16 protein-coding genes and 1 pseudogene are annotated in these 17,295 nt (G+C 68.9%); 15 read left to right on the top strand and 2 right to left on the bottom strand.

Annotated elements, in window-relative coordinates; genetic code table 11:
- Positions 1-6: 6 nt before the first annotated feature.
- Positions 7-1,188, top strand: a complete 1,182-nt coding sequence (locus ELQ39_RS12475; protein ID WP_190004968.1) for an endo-1,4-beta-xylanase — start codon at positions 7-9, stop codon at positions 1,186-1,188.
- 175 nt (positions 1,189-1,363) lie between these two features.
- Here the strand turns inward: ELQ39_RS12475 and ELQ39_RS12470 are convergent.
- A pseudogene (locus ELQ39_RS12470) lies at positions 1,364-1,774 on the bottom strand (helix-turn-helix domain-containing protein); the annotation flags it as partial.
- A gap of 418 nt (positions 1,775-2,192) precedes the next feature.
- On the opposite strand from ELQ39_RS12470, the gene ELQ39_RS12465 reads away from it, so the two are divergent.
- From ELQ39_RS12465 to gdhA, 3 genes are all read left to right on the top strand, one after another.
- Positions 2,193-3,068, top strand: coding sequence for a helix-turn-helix domain-containing protein (locus tag ELQ39_RS12465; RefSeq protein WP_242591916.1), 876 nt, complete (start codon positions 2,193-2,195; stop codon positions 3,066-3,068).
- A complete protein-coding gene (locus ELQ39_RS12460) occupies positions 3,065-3,277 on the top strand; it encodes a DUF397 domain-containing protein (protein WP_242591915.1) in 213 nt (70 codons plus the stop codon). The genes ELQ39_RS12465 and ELQ39_RS12460 overlap by 4 nt, the downstream gene beginning before the upstream one ends.
- Before the next feature lie 251 nt (positions 3,278-3,528).
- A complete protein-coding gene (gene gdhA, locus ELQ39_RS12455) occupies positions 3,529-4,887 on the top strand; it encodes an NADP-specific glutamate dehydrogenase (protein ID WP_190005021.1) in 1,359 nt (452 codons plus the stop codon).
- A 50-nt stretch (positions 4,888-4,937) separates the two neighbouring features.
- Here the strand turns inward: gdhA and ELQ39_RS12450 are convergent, their stop codons facing one another.
- Positions 4,938-5,696, bottom strand: a complete 759-nt coding sequence (locus tag ELQ39_RS12450) for a YqjF family protein (protein ID WP_242591914.1) — start codon at positions 5,694-5,696, stop codon at positions 4,938-4,940.
- A gap of 167 nt (positions 5,697-5,863) precedes the next feature.
- Between ELQ39_RS12450 and ELQ39_RS12445 the strand changes: the two genes are divergently transcribed.
- The 11 genes from ELQ39_RS12445 to rplB all read left to right on the top strand — a co-directional run bounded on the left by ELQ39_RS12445 (position 5,864) and on the right by rplB (position 17,284).
- Positions 5,864-6,511, top strand: a complete 648-nt coding sequence (locus ELQ39_RS12445; protein WP_190004963.1) for a hypothetical protein — start codon at positions 5,864-5,866, stop codon at positions 6,509-6,511.
- Between the two features lie 29 nt (positions 6,512-6,540).
- Positions 6,541-6,744 carry a hypothetical protein gene (locus tag ELQ39_RS12440; RefSeq protein WP_242591913.1) on the top strand — a complete coding sequence of 68 codons (204 nt, stop codon included), beginning with the start codon at positions 6,541-6,543 and terminating at the stop codon, positions 6,742-6,744.
- Between the two features lie 59 nt (positions 6,745-6,803).
- Complete coding sequence (locus tag ELQ39_RS12435; protein ID WP_242591912.1) at positions 6,804-7,334, top strand: hypothetical protein; 531 nt, start codon at positions 6,804-6,806, stop codon at positions 7,332-7,334.
- Between the two features lie 155 nt (positions 7,335-7,489).
- A complete protein-coding gene (locus ELQ39_RS12430; RefSeq protein WP_242591911.1) occupies positions 7,490-12,037 on the top strand; it encodes an RHS repeat-associated core domain-containing protein in 4,548 nt (1,515 codons plus the stop codon).
- Between the two features lie 2 nt (positions 12,038-12,039).
- Positions 12,040-12,573 carry a hypothetical protein gene (locus tag ELQ39_RS12425; protein ID WP_242591910.1) on the top strand — a complete coding sequence of 178 codons (534 nt, stop codon included), beginning with the start codon at positions 12,040-12,042 and terminating at the stop codon, positions 12,571-12,573.
- A 388-nt stretch (positions 12,574-12,961) separates the two neighbouring features.
- Entirely contained in the window at positions 12,962-13,711 is a 750-nt protein-coding gene (locus ELQ39_RS12420) for a hypothetical protein (protein WP_225627252.1), read from the top strand.
- A gap of 627 nt (positions 13,712-14,338) precedes the next feature.
- Positions 14,339-14,647: a 30S ribosomal protein S10 gene (gene rpsJ, locus ELQ39_RS12415; RefSeq protein WP_003948644.1), complete on the top strand. Its 309-nt coding sequence runs from the start codon at positions 14,339-14,341 to the stop codon at positions 14,645-14,647.
- Positions 14,648-14,665: 18 nt separating this feature from the next.
- The gene (gene rplC / locus ELQ39_RS12410; protein ID WP_019526946.1) at positions 14,666-15,310 is read left to right on the top strand and encodes a 50S ribosomal protein L3; all 645 of its coding nucleotides are present in this window, start codon (positions 14,666-14,668) and stop codon (positions 15,308-15,310) included.
- Between the two features lie 8 nt (positions 15,311-15,318).
- A complete protein-coding gene (gene rplD, locus ELQ39_RS12405; RefSeq protein ID WP_242591909.1) occupies positions 15,319-15,978 on the top strand; it encodes a 50S ribosomal protein L4 in 660 nt (219 codons plus the stop codon).
- Positions 15,978-16,397 (top strand): 50S ribosomal protein L23, encoded by a 420-nt coding sequence (gene rplW, locus ELQ39_RS12400; protein WP_019526948.1) that lies wholly within the window; start codon positions 15,978-15,980, stop codon positions 16,395-16,397. Before rplD ends, rplW begins: the two co-directional genes overlap by 1 nt.
- 50 nt (positions 16,398-16,447) lie before the next feature.
- Positions 16,448-17,284, top strand: coding sequence for a 50S ribosomal protein L2 (rplB, locus tag ELQ39_RS12395; protein WP_189898872.1), 837 nt, complete (start codon positions 16,448-16,450; stop codon positions 17,282-17,284).
- Positions 17,285-17,295 lie beyond the last annotated feature (11 nt).

Below are 17,295 nucleotides of genomic sequence, written 5' to 3'. Positions count from 1 at the left end.
CCCCGCATGAGACCGTTCCGTTTCGCCACCGTGGCCCTCGCCACCGCAGCACTGGCCCTGCCGCTCCTCGGCGGTTCGGCGTCCGCCGCCTCGTCAGCCGGCCCTCGGCCGCCGCAGCACTCCCACGCCCAGTTCGACCGGCTGCGCGCGGCCGCCCCCGAAGGTTTCGTGATCGGCACCGCCGTGGCGGGCGGCGGCCACCACCTGGAGCAGGACTACCCGGACCCCTTCACGTACGACAAGGAGTACCGGAAGGTCCTGGGGCGGGAGTTCAGCTCGGTCTCGCCCGAGAACCAGATGAAGTGGGACTACATCCACCCCGAGCGCGACCGCTACGACTTCGGACAGGCGGACGCGATCGTCGAGTTCGCCCGGAAGAACCGCCAAGTGGTGCGCGGCCACACGCTGTTGTGGCACAGCCAGAACCCGGCATGGCTGGAGAACGGCGACTTCACCAAGGAGGAGCTGCGCGGCATCCTGCGCGAGCACATCACCACGGTGGTCGGCCGGTACAAGGGCAAGATCCAGCAGTGGGACGTGGCGAACGAGATCTTCGACGACCAGGGCAACCTGCGCACGCAGGACAACATCTGGATCCGCGAGCTCGGCCCGGGGATCGTCGCGGACGCGTTCCGCTGGGCGCACAAGGCGGACCCGAAGGCGAAGCTGTTCTTCAACGACTACAACGTCGAGAGCGTCAACGCGAAGAGCGACGCGTACTACGCCCTGGTGAAGGACCTGCGCGCACAGCGGGTGCCGGTGCACGGATTCTCCGTGCAGGGCCACCTGAGCACGCGCTACGGCTTCCCCGGCGACCTCGCCGACAACCTGCGCCGCTTCGACGCGCTCGGCCTGGAGACCGCGGTTACCGAGCTGGACGTCCGCATGGACGTGCCGGAGGGCTCGCTCCCGACCCCGGCCCAGGAGAAGCAGCAGGCGGAGTACTACCAGCGGATGCTGCAGGCGTGCCTGGAGGTCGACGGCTGCAACTCGTTCACCATCTGGGGCTTCACCGACAAGTACTCGTGGGTCCCGGTGTTCTTCGAGGGCGAGGGCTTCGCGACGGTCATGACGGACGACTTCGACCGTAAGCCGGCGTACTACGCGCTGCGCGACACCCTGAAGGACGCCCGCCACGACGACTGCGGGAAGGGCGGCCCGAAGGGCCCGAAGCACCGCAAGCACTGAGCGTTCTCCCGCATGTCCCCCACATCGCCGCCCCGGCCCGGTCGCCCGTCACCGGTCCGGGGCGGTTCCATGCTCAGGCGGGAGCAGCGAGGGCTTCCGTGCGGCAGTCGCGGCAGTGGGTCTCCGTTTCCGGGGCGCGGAAGGCGCGGTCGCAGCCGTCGCAGCAGGGAGGCACGGGGCAGTCGGTGTCGGCCGGGCGGCGGCGGTGGCCGGGCTGGTTGCAGGAGACGGTGCGGGTGATGATCCGGCCGGTGGCGGTGCGGACGCGTTCGCGGCGGAGGTAGCCGTGGGCCTCCAGCTCCCGCAGAGCGGCGGCGATACGGGTCGCGCCCTCCTTGAAGCGGGCGGCCAGCGACTTGATGTCGGTCGGGGCGCCGGTGGGGAGGGACTGGATGTGGCACCCGAGCCCGATGGCCAGCAGCGAGAGTTCCTTGTGCTGGGTGAGGTGGTTGCCGATCACGGTGAAGCGGGTGGTGTGGCGGGTGTTCTCGTGGATGACACCGCCGGTGTGGTGACGCGGACGGGTGGGATTGCCCTCGGCGGCTGACTGGGCGCGCAAGGGCGCGCTAGGGTTCTGAGTATCCATCGGGAAGGTGCTTCTTCCTTGGTGGTCAGGCCCTCGCACTGGGACGGCAATCCCGGCGGGGGCCGAAGCTTTTTTCGGGTTGTGTTGCGCTGAGCGTAGAGGTGCCAAGGGCTCGAAAAGCCAGCTGAGCAGCGAATGTTCACCCGCCCGAGTGATCACGCCCTGCGGGCGGGAGGGGTGGGGCTTGGTGGGGTGATTTCCCCCGAGTTCTTGCTTGGGGGACGGCTGGGGGCACCGGAGCATCAAAGTTCGCGTCACGGTGGCGCATTCACCGTTCGGCAGCCTGCACGGTCGAAGATCAGTTCGTCTGTCGTGATCGTCCACGAGTTGTCCAGTGCTGTCCACGCTGTCCGGCTCGTTGGCAGGGGGAGGTGCCGGTGTGTGCGGTGCCGCGGACGACACGGAGGGGTGGTGCGGGATGACGGTGGACGGTGAGGTCGTACGGGGTGCGGGGGAGGCGGACGAGCCCGGGTGGGAGGTGGACCCGGACGACGAGTGGGGCGTCGCCGTCATCACCACCGTGGGGCGGCAGTTGAGGCTGCGGCGTGAGGCCGTGGAGATGCGGGTGTGCGACTTCGCCCGGGCCGTCGGGTACGGGGAGGACCTCGTCTACAAGGTCGAGGCGGGCAAGCGGATTCCGCGGCGGGAGTATCTGGAGCGGGCCGACGAGGTGCTGAGGGCCGGCGGACTGCTCGCGGCGGCGTGGGAGGACGTCAGGCGCGTCCGCTATCCCAAAAGTGTGCGGGCTCTGACCGAACTGGAGGCCAAGTGCGTTGAGCTGGGTGTGTATGTCGGGCTGAGCATCCATGGCCTGTTGCAGACGCCCGAGCACGCGCGCGCCCTGTTCGACGCCTGGCAGCCGCCGTACACCGAGGAGGAGACCGAGAGCCTGGTGGCCGCGCGGATGGCACGCAAAGCGATTTTCGAACGGTGCCCCGCCCCGGCCCTCAGTTTCGTCCTGGAAGAGACGACCGTGCGCCGGCCGGTCGGAGGGACAATGGTGTGGCGTCGGCAGCTCGAACACCTGCTGGAGGTAGGGCAGTTGCGCAATGTGACGCTCCAGGTGATGCCCACGGGCGCCGGGGCCCATCCCGGACTGAACGGCAGGATCGAAATTCTGAAGTTCGCCGACGGTACGGCCGCGGGCCGGTCCGACGGCGCGTTCAACGGCCGACCGACCTTCGATCCGAAGCAGCTACGGATCCTGGACCTGCGTTATGGGACGATCCGGGCGCTGGCTCTCACACCGCGGGAGTCGCTGGACCTCATCGAGCACATGCTGGGAGAGACATGATCCACAAGGCATCGGCCGGGGACGTTTCCGAGCCGGTCTGGTTCAAGAGCAGCTACAGCGACGGGCCGGACGGCGATTCCTGCGTCGAGGTCGCCATAACCCCCCGCACCGTCCACGTCCGGGACTCCAAGACCCCCGCCGGCCCCCGTCTCGCCCTCACGCCGGCCGCGTGGACCCGCTTCGTCGCGCACGCCGCCGCGGATCACTGACGCGCGCGACGTCACGTCCACACTCCGTACACGGCGTCCAGATGGCGGACAATCCGACTCGCCCCTTGGTATCCGCTTAACGCAGGAGTAACACTGGAGGGGTTGGGCTGCCTGTCGTATACAAAACAGGCGTCCTACGTCCCGCGCGCGGCAACGGCGCCGAGCGCTCCTCACCGGTTCCCCGCCCGTGGATCTCGTGCGCGCCCGCGAACCGGTTGCCGGCCGTGCCAGAAAGGGACCCCGTGACCCCCGTGACCTCACGCCCCGACCCCAAGATCTCGCTCGAGCAGCTCCGCGCCGAGGTGGAGCGCCGCAACCCGGCGGAGCCGGAGTTCCACCAGGCGGCGCGTGAGGTGCTGGACACGCTCGCCCCCGTACTCGCCGCCCGTCCGGAGTACGCCGACCCCGGCCTCGTGGAGCGGCTGATCGAGCCCGAGCGGCAGATCATCTTCCGGGTGCCGTGGACGGACGACAACGGCCGCGTCCACGTCAACCGGGGCTTCCGCATCGAGTTCAACAGCGCCCTCGGCCCGTACAAGGGCGGCCTGCGCTTCCACCCCTCGGTGAACCTCGGGATCATCAAGTTCCTCGGCTTCGAGCAGATCTTCAAGAACGCCCTCACCGGGCTCGGCATCGGCGGCGGCAAGGGCGGCAGCGACTTCGATCCGCAGGGCCGCAGCGACGCCGAGGTCATGCGCTTCTGCCAGTCGTTCATGACGGAGCTGTACCGGCACATCGGCGAGTACACCGACATCCCCGCCGGTGACATCGGCGTCGGCGCCCGCGAGATCGGCTACCTCTTCGGCCAGTACCGGCGCATCACCAACCGCTGGGAGGGCGGCGTGCTCACCGGCAAGGCCGCAGGCTGGGGCGGCTCGCTGATCCGCCCGGAGGCGACCGGCTACGGCAACGTGCTGTTCGCCGAGGCCATGCTGCGCGCCCGCGGCGAGGACCTGGAGGGCCAGACGGCCGTCGTCTCCGGCTCCGGCAACGTCGCGATCTACACGATCCAGAAGCTCGCCGCCCTCGGCGCCACCCCCGTCACCTGCTCCGACTCCGGCGGCTACGTCGTCGACGAGAAGGGCATCGACCTGGAGCTGCTGCGCCAGATCAAGGAGGTCGAGCGCGGCCGGGTGAGCACGTACGCCGAGCGCCGCGGCGGCTCCGCGCGGTACGTGCCCGGCGGGCGCGTCTGGGAGGTCCCCGCTGACGTCGCCCTGCCGTCGGCCACGCAGAACGAGCTGAACGCCGTCGACGCCGCGACCCTCATCCGCAACGGCGTGAAGGCCGTCTCCGAGGGCGCGAACATGCCCACCACGCCCGAGGCCGTCGACCTGCTCCAGCAGGCCGGTGTCGCCTTCGGCCCCGGCAAGGCGGCCAACGCGGGCGGGGTCGCGGTCAGCGCGCTGGAGATGACGCAGAACGCGTCGCGCATGTCCTGGAAGGCGGACCACGTCGAGGCCGAGCTGGCCCGGATCATGACCGACATCCACACCACCTGCGCGGAGACCGCCGAGCGCTACGGCGTCCCCGGTGACTACGTCGCCGGCGCGAACATCGCCGGGTTCGAGCGGGTCGCGGACGCGATGCTGGCGCAGGGCATCATCTGACGCGTACGGCTTGCGGGCCGGGGGCATCGCGCCCTCGGCCCCGCCCGCGTTCAGGGCGTGGGGATGCCCGCCGGGCGGGCCGGGCGGCCGAAGCGGGCGGGGACGCCCGGCGAGTACAGCACGCTGACCGGCGCACCGGCCGGAGCGGGCAGCCCCGCCGCCGCGACCAGGTCCTCCGCGCACTCCAGCAGCTCGGCCCGGTACAGCGGCCAGCGCGGATGGGCGTTCGGCAGGTACACCGGCCGCCCGAAGAACACGCCGTGCATGCCCCAGCGGGCGGTGAGGAAGTGCTCCAGCTCCGTCGGCTCGGTCACCGCCTCGCCCCGCCGCACGGTGAGCCGTGTACCCGCGCCACGCGGCCCCGGCCAGCGCCGGGAGGCGGTGTACGTGACGGTGCGGTCGTCGACGTGCCGAACGCGCATCCGCGACCAGACGTACGGCATCCCGAAGCCGAGGCGGCCGACCAGCACCGGGAGCAGCCGGGCAGCGTCCAGGGACAGGAACACCACCCCGCGCCGGCCGTGGTCGTCCACGGAGTACAGGCGGACGTTGGTCTCCGGGAAGTTCCCCAGGTACGGCACGCCCGGCAGCCGCAGCCACCCCACACGGTGCATCCGGAACGCGACGAGACCGACGTACGTCACGCCGTCGAGGGTGTCGGGCCTGGCACCCGGCGGCAGCAACGGGGCCACGTCGGCCGGGTCCGCCGCCCAGTGCACGAACGTCAGGTCCAGCCAGGACTGCGTGAGCAGCGGACGCGGGATCGGCTCCGGCGGGTCGGGCGTGACGGGGTGCGGGGTGGAGGGCACGGCGCCAGTATCGCGGAGGGAGGGCCCGGCGCATGTGCGGCCGGTTTCCTCGCGTACGAACGCGGGCTGACGGGTGACCTCGACGACTGACGGGCCCGCGCCCCACGCGGTGACGGTGCGATGGCACGATGTCGGAACGTCATCGACCGAAGGGGGACGCCGGCGACATGGCCCGTTACATGGAAGCGCTGACCGTCGAACGGGGCGGTTTCCGGATCAAGGTGCCGGAGTCCTGGTGGGAGTTCGACGTCCGTCCCGAGTCGAGGGACGACGCGATCCACCGCATGGTGACCGAACGCCTGCGTGCCCACCCGGAGCTGGCCCCGCACCGCGACACGTACATCTCCTTCCTGCGCAAGGCGGCGGCGGACGCCTGGAAGTCGGGTGCGCTGTACTGCGGCTGCATGGCGGAGAGCTTCGGGGGCGACACCCCGATCACCGGCTCGGTCACGGTGTCGCTGGTCGGCGGCCGCACCAGCAAGGGCGACCCGCTCCCCACCGACCCGGAGGCGGTCACCGCGCAGCTCGCCGTCAAGGAGGCCAGGCGGGAGGGCGACTCCTGGCGCAAGGTGACCACGGTCGACATCCCGGGCGTGGGCCCGGCGGCCCGGACGTACGGCATCGAGGACGTACCGGTACCGGGGGACGAGCTGAACCGCACGATCCGGGCGGTGCTGATGCAGACGTTCATCCCGGTGCCGGGCCAGGAGGGCAAGGTCGCCCTGGTCGCGGGCAGCAGCCAGGTCCTGGACCTGGCGGACTCCTTCTTCGACATCTTCGACGCGATCACGTCGACGTTCCGGTTCGCGGACTGAACGGGGCGCTGACGCCGGAGCTGTACGAGGTGCTGCGCGCGGCGGGCCTCGGACGCAAGAGCATCGCCGTGAACGCCGTGGACGACACCCTGACCTTCGTACCGTTCCGCGACCTGCCGCCGTGGCTGAAGCGGTGGGCGGTCTACGTAACGGTCCGGGACAAGCTGGAAGGCTGGTGGTTGCAGGGGGAGGACGCGGTGCGTCGGGTGTGGCAGGTCGTGCGCCGTGGATGACGCGGCACTGGCGGAGGGGGAATCGAGAATGAGCTGGGTTTGAGGGGAGGGGGCTGGATGTGATTGTTCCTTCGAGACTGCTGGGGGACCTGCTCGAACAGATCGACCAGAAACGAGCGGCTCATCTAGCACTGGACTTCGCACAGCACGTGCTGGATCTGGTGCGGGACGAGATCGAGGAACCGGTCTCGGTGGCGTGCCTGGAGTACATGGACGCGGCTCATGAGGCGATCGGCCTCGGAGCGGCCTTGCCTCGTCTGCTGGAGGCGGAGGAGCGGCTGCGGGCGGTCGCCCTGCGGAGGGCGGGCAACCGCTTCCTCCTGGCCAGGGGCGCGGACTTCACCATGGACGCGGCGCGGGTCGGTGCCGGGGCGATGCTGGACAGGGCGCACGGGTGGGGCCCGTCCAGTCACCCGTCCTGCCTGTCCGTCGCCCGTCAGTTGCAGGCGGAGGCCGGCCGCTGGGCCGCGCGGCACCGTGACGACGATGTCGACGAGCGCACCGTCGCCCGCCGCGCCCGCTGGGAGGAAGCCCACTGGCAGGTGCGGCACGTCATCGCGTCGGAACCGAACCCGCACGGAGACGCGTGAGGGGGAGCGGCCCTGCGCATCGGCACGGGAGGTGAGTAACGCCCGACTGATGCCCCTGCGGCGAGAAAGGCCGCTCTTTCGGTCGAACTGCCGTGCCCGGTAGGTTCACGTGTGCATACGGGTGTTGACGAAGTGCGCGTGACGGGGGTTGCGGGATGGCGGGTCACCGGCCGACGGACTGGCATGTTCTCGACCTGGACAAGGACCCGACGCCCGGTGACCCGGAACGGGTGCGCCAACTCGCGAGGTTCCTGCACGACTTCGCCGACGACGTCTCCGAGGCGTTGCGTCTGGTGAAGGGGATGGCCGGTGAGGGGACGCTGGCGGAGTGGGCGGGCAAGTCGGCGAAGGTGTTCAAGGAGGAGTTCGCCGGCGTTCCGAAGAATCTGAGGAAGCTGGAGAAGTCGTACGCGATGTGCGGGGACGCGCTCGCGGACTACTGGCCGAAGCTGGAGCGGGCGCAGGCGCTGGCGGACAAGGCGCTGGCGAAGGCGCGGGAGGCGCAGGCGGATCTGACGTCGGCGAAGTCGAAGCTGGCGTCGGCGGAGTCGTGGGTGGGGCGGGCGACGAAGGAGGCCGACAAGTACAAGGACGACCCGACGGGGTCGAAGTCGGACGCGGACAAGCCGGACGAGGCGAAGGTGCGGGCCGCGACCCGGGACGTGCGGAGCGCCAAGAGCGCGCAGGAGAAGGCGCAGTCGGACGTGACGTCCGCGCAGAGCGCGCTGGACGCGGCGAAGAAGATGGCCGCGGACGCGCGGAAGATGCGCGAGGAGGCGGCGCGGGACGCGAAGTCGAAGATCGACGAGGCCTCCGACGCGGGGATCCAGAACCGGTCGTGGTGGGAGGAGATCGGCGACTGGTTCACCGACAACTGGGACAACATCGTCGCCGCCTGCAAGATCGTGGTCGCGGTCGTCGGCATCGTCGCGATGATCATCGGCGGGCCGATCCTCGGAGCGATCGTCCTCATCGCGGCCCTCGTCGTCCTCGCCGACACGCTCTACAAATACTCCAAAGGCCAGGCGTCCCTATGGGACGTGGGGCTGGCCGCGCTGGGTTGCATACCCGGCATGAAGGGACTGACCACCCTCGGCGGACTCGCCAGGGGTGCCAGAGCCCTGGGGCAGGGCGGCCTCAGGGGCATGGCGGCGGCCGTACGGGGTCTGGGCAAGAGCGCCCGCAGCATGGTCAGTGGTACCAAGGGGGCCTGGAACCGGCTGAGCAAGGTGGTCCGCTCCAAAGGCAGCGACCCCGTGGACATGGCCACGGGCGCGATGTACCTGCCGCAGTCGGACATCGAGTTGCCGGGTCTGCTGCCGCTCGTCTTCACACGACGCGTCGCCTCCGACTACCGGTGCGGCTGGTGGTTCGGTCCCACCTGGGCCTCGACCATCGACCAACGACTCGAGGTCGACACGGTCGGCATCGTGTACGTCTCCGACGACGGCCTGCTGATCGCGTACCCGCATCCGGTCGACGTACGGACACCAGTACTTCCCGTGGCAGGGCCCCGGTGGCCACTGACCCGCACCGAGGACGGCGGCTACCGGATCGACGATCCGGGGACCGGGCACACCCGTCACTTCGCCCGCCCCGACGGTCAGGGCGTCGCACTGATCACGGGTCTCAGTGACCGCAACCATCACACGATCACCTTCGACCACGACGAGCACGGCACTCCGCTCGCAATGCGTCACTCCGGCGGCTACCACCTCGTCTTCACCACCGAGGGTGGTCGGGTCACCGCCCTCAGCCTGGCCGGTGCCGCCGAGGACGGGTCGGACGTCGTCGTCAGGCGGTACGGCTACACCGAGGGCAGTCTCACCGAAGTGATCAACTCCTCAGGCCTGCCATTGCGTTTCACCTACGACCACCGTCTCCGCGTCACGTCCTGGACGGACAGGAACAACAGCCGTTACGCGTACACCTACGACGAGTACGACCGCTGTGTCGCCGAGGGCGGCGAGGCCGGCCACATCACCGTCACCCTCGACTACGACGGTACCGACTCCCGGTGGCCCGACTGTCGCGTCACCACTCTCACCACGGCCGAAGGCGCGGTCAGTCGTTTCGTCGTCAACGCCGGCAGCCAGGTCGTCGCCGAGATCGATCCCCTCGGTGGGATCACGCACACCGCCTACGACGACCACCATCACGTCGTCTCTCACACTGATGAACTCGGCCACACCACCGACTACGCGAACGACGAACTCGGACGCCCTCTCCTCATCCGCCATCCGGACGGGACCCGGACGACGATCGCGTACGACGAGCTGGGCCTGCCCGTCGAGACGGTGATGCCGGACGGAGGACGGTGGCTGCGCACGTACGACGCACGCGGCAACGGTCTCACCCTCACCGACCCCACGGGAGCGACGAGCCGTTTCCGCTACGACGAGAAGGGCGGTCTCGTGGAGTTCACGGACGCCCTCGGAGCGGTCACCCGCCTCGTGAACAACGACGCGGGCCTCATCGTGGAGGCCACGGACCCGCTCGGCGGGCGCACACTGCTGAAACGTGACGCCTTCGGCCGGAGGCTCTCGGAGACCGGCCCACTGGGCGCAGTGACCCGCTGGCGCTGGAACACGGAAGGCGAGCTGCTCGGCCTCACCCGCCCCGACGGGTCCACCGAGTCCTGGACGTACGACGCGGAGGGCAACTGCACACGCCACACCGACGCGATGGGCGCCGAGACCCACTGGTCCTACACCCACTTCGACCTGCCCAGCGCCCGCACCAACCCCGACGGGACGGAGTACCGCTTCGCGTACGACCCCTCACTCCGGCTGACCCGGGTGACCGGTCCGACGGGCCGTACCTGGGACTACACCTACGACGCCGCAGGGCGTCCGACCGAGGAGTCGGACTTCGAGAACCGGGTCGTCCGTTATGCGTACGACGCGGCCGGCCGGCTCACCGCACGGACCAGCGCGGCCGGCGAGGTCATCCGTCACACCCGGGACGCGATGGGACGGCTGGTGCGGACCGAGGCCGGTGGCGAGGCCACGGACTTCACCTACGACGCGTCCGGCCGCCTCACGGAGGCCGTATGGCCGGGCGGGCGGCTGTCCCGCTCGTACGACGCCTCGGGGCAGCTGACGGAGGAGACGGTCAACGGGCACACACTGCACCTCGCGTACGACCCGGCGGGGCAGCTCGTCCGGCGCCGCACCCCCTCTGGCGCCGACACGACGTACGCCTTCGACGCCGCCGGCCGGAGGACCGGACTGACCTCGGGTGCACACACCGTGGTATCGGCCCATGACGCGGAAGGCCGGGAGACGAGCCGGATATGGGACCAGGCCCTTCACCTGGCGCAGGCGTGGGACTCCGCCGGCAGGCTGGTCGGCAGCCGGGTGAGTGTGCCCGACGGCTCGGTGGTGTCTTCGCACGAGTACCGGTGGAGGCCGGACGGTGCACCATCCGGAGCCGGGTCACGGACTTACAGCCTCGACACCGCCGGGAGGGTCGTCCAGGTACACGCGGCCGGCTGGACCGAGACGTACGTCTACGACCGAGAGGGCAACCAGGCGGAGGCCCACTGGCCCCGGACGCACCCCGGTACCGAGGCTTCAGGGCCGCGCGAGTACGCCGGAGCGCGGCTTGTCGCCGCAGGGCGGACGCGGTACGAGCACGACGCGGGCGGGCGGCTCACCGTACGGCGCCGCACCCGCCTGTCCCGCAAGCCGGACGTGTGGCGTTACACCTGGGACGCGCAGGACCGGTTGTCGGAGGTCACCACCCCCGACGGGACCGTCTGGCGCTACCACTACGACCCGCTCGGGCGCCGCACGGCCAAACAACGCCTTGGCGGTGACGGGCGGACCGTGCTGGAGGAGACCCGGTTCACCTGGCACGAGGGGATTCTGGTCGAGCAGTGCACGACCATGGCCGGAGTGCCCGTTGCCCAGACCATGACCTGGGAGTTCGACGAGAGCGGTATGGAGCCGTTGGCGCAGGCGGAGCGGTACACGCGTGTCGAAGGCCTGCCGCAGGAGGAGGTGGACAGCCGCTTCTACGCCATCGTCACCGACTCCATCGGGCTCCCCAGTGAGTTGCTCGACGAGCACGGCACCGTCGTCTGGCGCCGTACCTCGACCTTGTGGGGGGTGACCACATGGAACCCCGACGCGACGGCGTACACGCCCCTGCGCTTCCCGGGTCAGTACCACGATGCCGAGACGGGGCACCACTACAACCTGCACCGCCACTACGACCCCGAGACGGGCCGGTACCTCAGTCCGGATCCTCTGGGCCTGACCGCGGCCCCCAACCCGGACACGTACGTCCACAACCCCCTGACGTGGCTCGACCCCTACGGGCTCTCCCCGTATCCGCCGATCCGGGTGAGGCCGGGACAGCAGGTGAAGAAGGGCACGCCGTACGAGATGAGCCCGCCGGAACGGGAGTTCGTCGAGAAACTTCTGGAGAAACGAACGAACTTGCGCGTTTACCGTACTCACGGAAAGCAGGCAGAGGGAGATTTCGTGATCGTAGACATGACCAACAAGAACCATAAGGTCGGGTGGGTGGTCGACCATAAGATGAATGCCGATAAGGTCACCAAGGGTAACCAATTCACAAATGCGGCTCGAGCGGCGAAGAGTCTCGGTCTCGAGAAGTACGAGATTGCCACGGGTGACACCGGAAAATTGTTGAGCATTCTCAGTCGTGGTCGCGGCGCGTGGGGCGGAAGCTGATCATGATTGTATTTCCCAGGCTCCTCAGTGATCTGCTGGACGAGATGGACGGTCCACGAGCGGGCCATCTGGCGTTGGACTTCGCATGGCATGTGCTGGATCTGGAGCGGGAAGGAATCGAGGAACCGGTACTGTCCGCGTGTCTGGAGTACATCGAGGCGGCTCATGAGGCGATTGACCTAGGAGAGGCCGTGCCTCGCTTGCTGGAAGTCAGGGCACGCCTGGATGCGGTTGCCGAGCGGAGGGTTTCCAACATGTTTTTCCTCGCCGGCGAAGCGCAGTTCACGGTGGATGCGGCGCGTGTCGGTGTTGGATTGATGCTGGACAAGGCGTACGAGCGGGGTCCGTTCAGTCACCCTTCCTGCCTGTCCGTCGCCCGCCAGCTGCAGGCGGAGGTCGGCCGCTGGGCCGTCCAACATAGTGAGGGCGGCGCTGACGAGCGTCTTGTAGCTCGCCGGGCTCGTTGGGAAGAAGCCCGTTGGCAGGTGTTGCACATCCTCAGGACGGAGCCCAATCCGCACAGTGACGCCGGATAACCACTGTGCCGCCCGCGTCGTACCACCCCGGCCGGCACGGTCAGTCGTACGTGTACGACGCCTGCAACCCCGTGGAAATGGGCGCCGCCCGGCGCGAGGCCAACGGTCTGAACAGCATCCGCACCCGCTGCTCCCTCTCGCGGTCCGCATCCTCCGGGACGCGGCTCCGTCCCATTCACTCTGGGCCCGGACGGCCCATAGCTCGTGACCGCCTGGCCGGCATTCGCCCCTTGTCCTTCGGTGGAGTGGAGCCAGTATCTACGGAGGAGATCCCTCAGATCCTGGACTTCCTCTCACCCCTGAGATGATCACAAATGGTGAGATTCCGACTCCCAGCGGTGGGACAATCCCGCCTGCGAACAGGATCGGCCCCTGACCAGGAGTGGCCATGCATGTCGGCACTGGAGTCGTCCACGTCCGTCCGGGAAGCGGAATACTCAGCACGCCGCGATTCGTCATCTCGGGATCGCTCGTGATCGTTGGGCCCTATGCGGGCCCTGACGAGCACGAGAGACATCTGCTCGTCACCGAAGGTGCTGGGAACTGGCAGGACTCCGGTGAGGACGAGTTCCGCTTCGACGCGAACGACGGTCGGCTGGTGAGCCTTCTCCTGCAAGTGCCGGACGGGGCGTCCACGGCGGACGCGAGTGGTGACGGTTGGGCGATGACCTCCGTGGAGGCGGGCGGGCTGCAACTGGCGCAGGCGGAAGGCATATCCGTTCCGCGGTGCGTCAGCAGTCGGGTCACCGCGCCCGGAGACATCTTGCTGTGCACGACCGAGGTCGGGTCCACAGCTAAGGCAGACGGCAGGCGGCGCCTCCGTGTCGCCCCTGACGTGGATCTCCTCTTCTCGGGGTCCGTCTACGCGGGGTGGATGCTGTACAACCCCAGCGCCTACCTGTCGGCGGGATGGGACGTGACCACCCCCTCTCGCCCGGACCCCGAACTCGCGGAGCGCCTCGCGGAGTATCTGACGCTGGGCGATGGCCGTCTGCTGGAAGCGCTCGAGGATGGTGATAGCGCGGTCGTGGATGCCCTGCGCGCGCTCACGGCCCGGATCCCGGCCGATCGCGGCAACGAGCGGGGGCGCCGCATCCTGCGGGACTGCATCGACGAGTTCCTGGACTTCTGGCAGTGACCGGGGCCTCGCAGACTGACGCATATCGTGGCGTGCGAGGTGAAGGCCCGGGCGCTCCATGCTTACCGCAACCTCGGAGGCGGTGCCGCGGGGGCATGGCCACGCCGTCCGTGGCGGCGCCCGCCACTTCTCGTCGAGTTCGGTGTCCTGGGCATTCTTCACCGCAAGCCTGCGGACTTGAGGCCGTGGATGCAGTTCTGACCGGGCAGGTCCGGGGCGCGGGCCTGAGAGGTTTGCCCTTCGCCCCCCTGGGGGTACTCTCTTCCGCTCGATTGGCCAGCCCGCCGCCCTCTGTGGCAGACTGTCCGAGTTGCTCGGTCGAGTGTTGATGCTGCGCGCCTCCCGCCGGGAGGACTGGAAGCGAGTCCCACAGTACTCGTCGTCCCTGATCAGGGGCGGACGTACGGGAATCTTCCGGGAAGTGTGGTGCGGCGCCGGCCAGGCGCCCGGTGGGCCTTTCGCCCCCGGTCCGCGGTTCTGGTAGGGCCGTGTCAATCCCGCAGGGATGTTCGAACAAGGGACATCTGTGTCAGCGGGAGTGCGACACGCCCGACCGCGTGGGTCGGAGGTGAGGGGAAGCCGCTCCGGGTTCCAGAGCGTAATGAGAGACAGGACTACGAAGTAGCCATGGCGGGACAGAAGATCCGCATCCGGCTCAAGGCCTACGACCACGAGGTCATCGACTCTTCGGCGAAGAAGATCGTCGAGACGGTGACGCGCACTGGTGCGTCGGTCGCGGGCCCGGTGCCGCTGCCCACTGAGAAGAACGTGTACTGCGTCATCAAGTCGCCGCACAAGTACAAGGACTCGCGCGAGCACTTCGAGATGCGCACGCACAAGCGCCTGATCGACATCCTCGACCCGACCCCCAAGACCGTTGACTCTCTGATGCGACTCGACCTCCCGGCCGGTGTCGACATCGAGATCAAGCTCTGAGGCCGGTGATCTGAAGAGATGGCTAAGCAGATCAAGGGCATCCTGGGCGAGAAGCTCGGCATGACGCAGGTGTGGGACGCGAACAACCGCGTCGTCCCGGTCACCGTCGTCAAGGCCGGCCCCAACGTCGTCACCCAGGTCCGCACGAACGACGTCGACGGCTACGAGTCCGTCCAGATCGCCTTCGGCGAGATCGACCCGCGCAAGGTGAACAAGCCCCTCAAGGGTCACTTCGCCAAGGCCGACGTCACCCCCCGTCGTCACCTCGTCGAGATCCGCACGTCGGACGCCTCCGAGTACACGCTGGGCCAGGAGATCACCGCTGAGGTGTTCGAGGCCGGCGTGAAGGTCGACGTGACCGGCAAGAGCAAGGGCAAGGGCTTCGCCGGTGTCATGAAGCGCCACAACTTCCGTGGCCTCGGCGCCGGGCACGGCACCCAGCGCAAGCACCGCTCGCCCGGTTCCATCGGTGGCTGCGCCACCCCGGGTCGTGTGTTCAAGGGCCTCCGCATGGCGGGTCGCATGGGCAACGAGCGGGTCACCACCCAGAACCTGACCGTCCACGCCGTTGACGCGGAGAAGGGTCTGCTGCTCATCAAGGGCGCGGTTCCCGGTCCGAACGGCGGCCTCGTCCTGGTCCGCACCGCGGCCAAGGGGGCCTGAGGTAACCGATGAGCACTGTTGACATCCTTTCGCCGGCGGGCGACAAGGCCGGTACCGTCGAGCTCCCCGCGGAGATCTTCGACGTCGAGAAGGTCAGCGTTCCGCTGATCCACCAGGTCGTCGTCGCGCAGCTGGCCGCTGCCCGCCAGGGCACGCACAAGACGAAGACCCGTGGCGAGGTCCGTGGTGGCGGCAAGAAGCCGTACCGCCAGAAGGGCACCGGCCGCGCCCGTCAGGGCTCGACCCGCGCGCCGCAGTTCGCCGGTGGTGGCGTCGTGCACGGTCCCGTGCCGCGCGACTACTCGCAGCGCACGCCCAAGAAGATGAAGGCTGCCGCCCTGCGTCACGCCCTCACCGACCGGGCGCGCCACAACCGCATCCACGTCGTCACCGGCGTGGTCGAGGGTGAGACCCCGTCCACCAAGGCCGCCAAGACGCTGTTCGGCAAGATCTCGGAGCGCAAGAACCTGCTCCTGGTCGCCGACCGCGCCGACGAGGCCGCGTGGCTGTCCGCCCGCAACCTGCCCCAGGTCCACATCCTGGAGCCGGGCCAGCTGAACACGTACGACGTTCTCGTCTCGGACGACGTGGTCTTCACCAAGGCCGCTTTCGAGTCCTTCGTCGCCGGCCCGAACAAGGCCAACGACAACGAAGGGAGCGAGGTCTGATGGCTGCCCGTCACCCCTCGATCGCCTCGAAGGCCGCCAAGGCGGCCAAGGCTGCGCGCGTCGCCAAGGCGCGCCGTCACGCCTCCGAGGGCAAGAACACCGTCGTCACCCCGGCGAGCAAGGCGTACACGGACCCCCGTGACGTCCTGCTGAAGCCGGTCGTGTCCGAGAAGAGCTACGCGCTCATCGACGAGAACAAGTACACGTTCCTCGTCGACCCGCGTGCCAACAAGACCCAGATCAAGGAGGCCGTCCAGGCGGTCTTCGAGGTCAAGGTCACCGGGGTCAACACGATCAACCGCGTGGGCAAGCGCAAGCGCACCCGCACCGGCTTCGGCCAGCGTGCCGCCACCAAGCGCGCGATCGTGACCCTCGCCGAGGGCGACCGTATCGACATCTTCGGCGGTCCGACCGCGTAAGCGGGCGGGATCGTCCAGATTTCGGAATAGCTTCCGAGGACTGAGAGACAATGGGTATCCGCAAGTACAAGCCGACGACTCCGGGCCGTCGTGGCTCCAGCGTCGCCGACTTCGTCGAGGTCACGCGGTCCACGCCGGAGAAGTCGCTGGTCCGTCCCCTGCACAGCAAGGGCGGCCGTAACAATTCCGGTCGTGTGACCGTCCGCCACCAGGGCGGTGGCCACAAGCGCGCCTACCGAGTGATCGACTTCCGTCGTCACGACAAGGACGGCGTGCCGGCGAAGGTCGCGCACATCGAGTACGACCCCAACCGCACCGCGCGCATCGCGCTGCTTCACTACGCGGACGGCGAGAAGCGCTACATCCTCGCGCCGCGTGGCCTGAACCAGGGCGACCGCATCGAGAACGGTCCCGGGGCCGACATCAAGCCGGGCAACAACCTTGCCCTGCGCAACATCCCCGTGGGTACGACGCTGCACGCCATCGAGCTGCGTCCCGGCGGCGGCGCCAAGTTCGCCCGCTCCGCCGGCGCCTCGGTGCAGCTGCTCGCGAAGGAGGGCACGATGGCCCACCTCCGCATGCCCTCCGGTGAGATCCGCCTGGTCGACCAGCGCTGCCGCGCCACGGTCGGCGAGGTCGGCAACGCCGAGCAGAGCAACATCAACTGGGGCAAGGCGGGCCGCAAGCGGTGGCTGGGCGTCCGCCCGACCGTCCGCGGTGTCGTCATGAACCCGGTGGACCACCCGCACGGTGGTGGTGAGGGCCGGACCTCCGGTGGCCGTCACCCCGTGTCCCCCTGGGGCAAGAAGGAAGGCCGTACTCGTTCGCCCAAGAAGGCGTCGAACAAGTACATCGTCCGCCGCCGCAAGACGAACAAGAAGCGCTAAGGACGGGTTGA

The organism is Streptomyces sp. GB4-14 (assembly GCF_022696125.1).
Taxonomy (GTDB): Bacteria; Actinomycetota; Actinomycetes; order Streptomycetales; family Streptomycetaceae; genus Streptomyces; species Streptomyces werraensis.
This window is presented reverse-complemented; position numbering and strand designations above follow the sequence as displayed.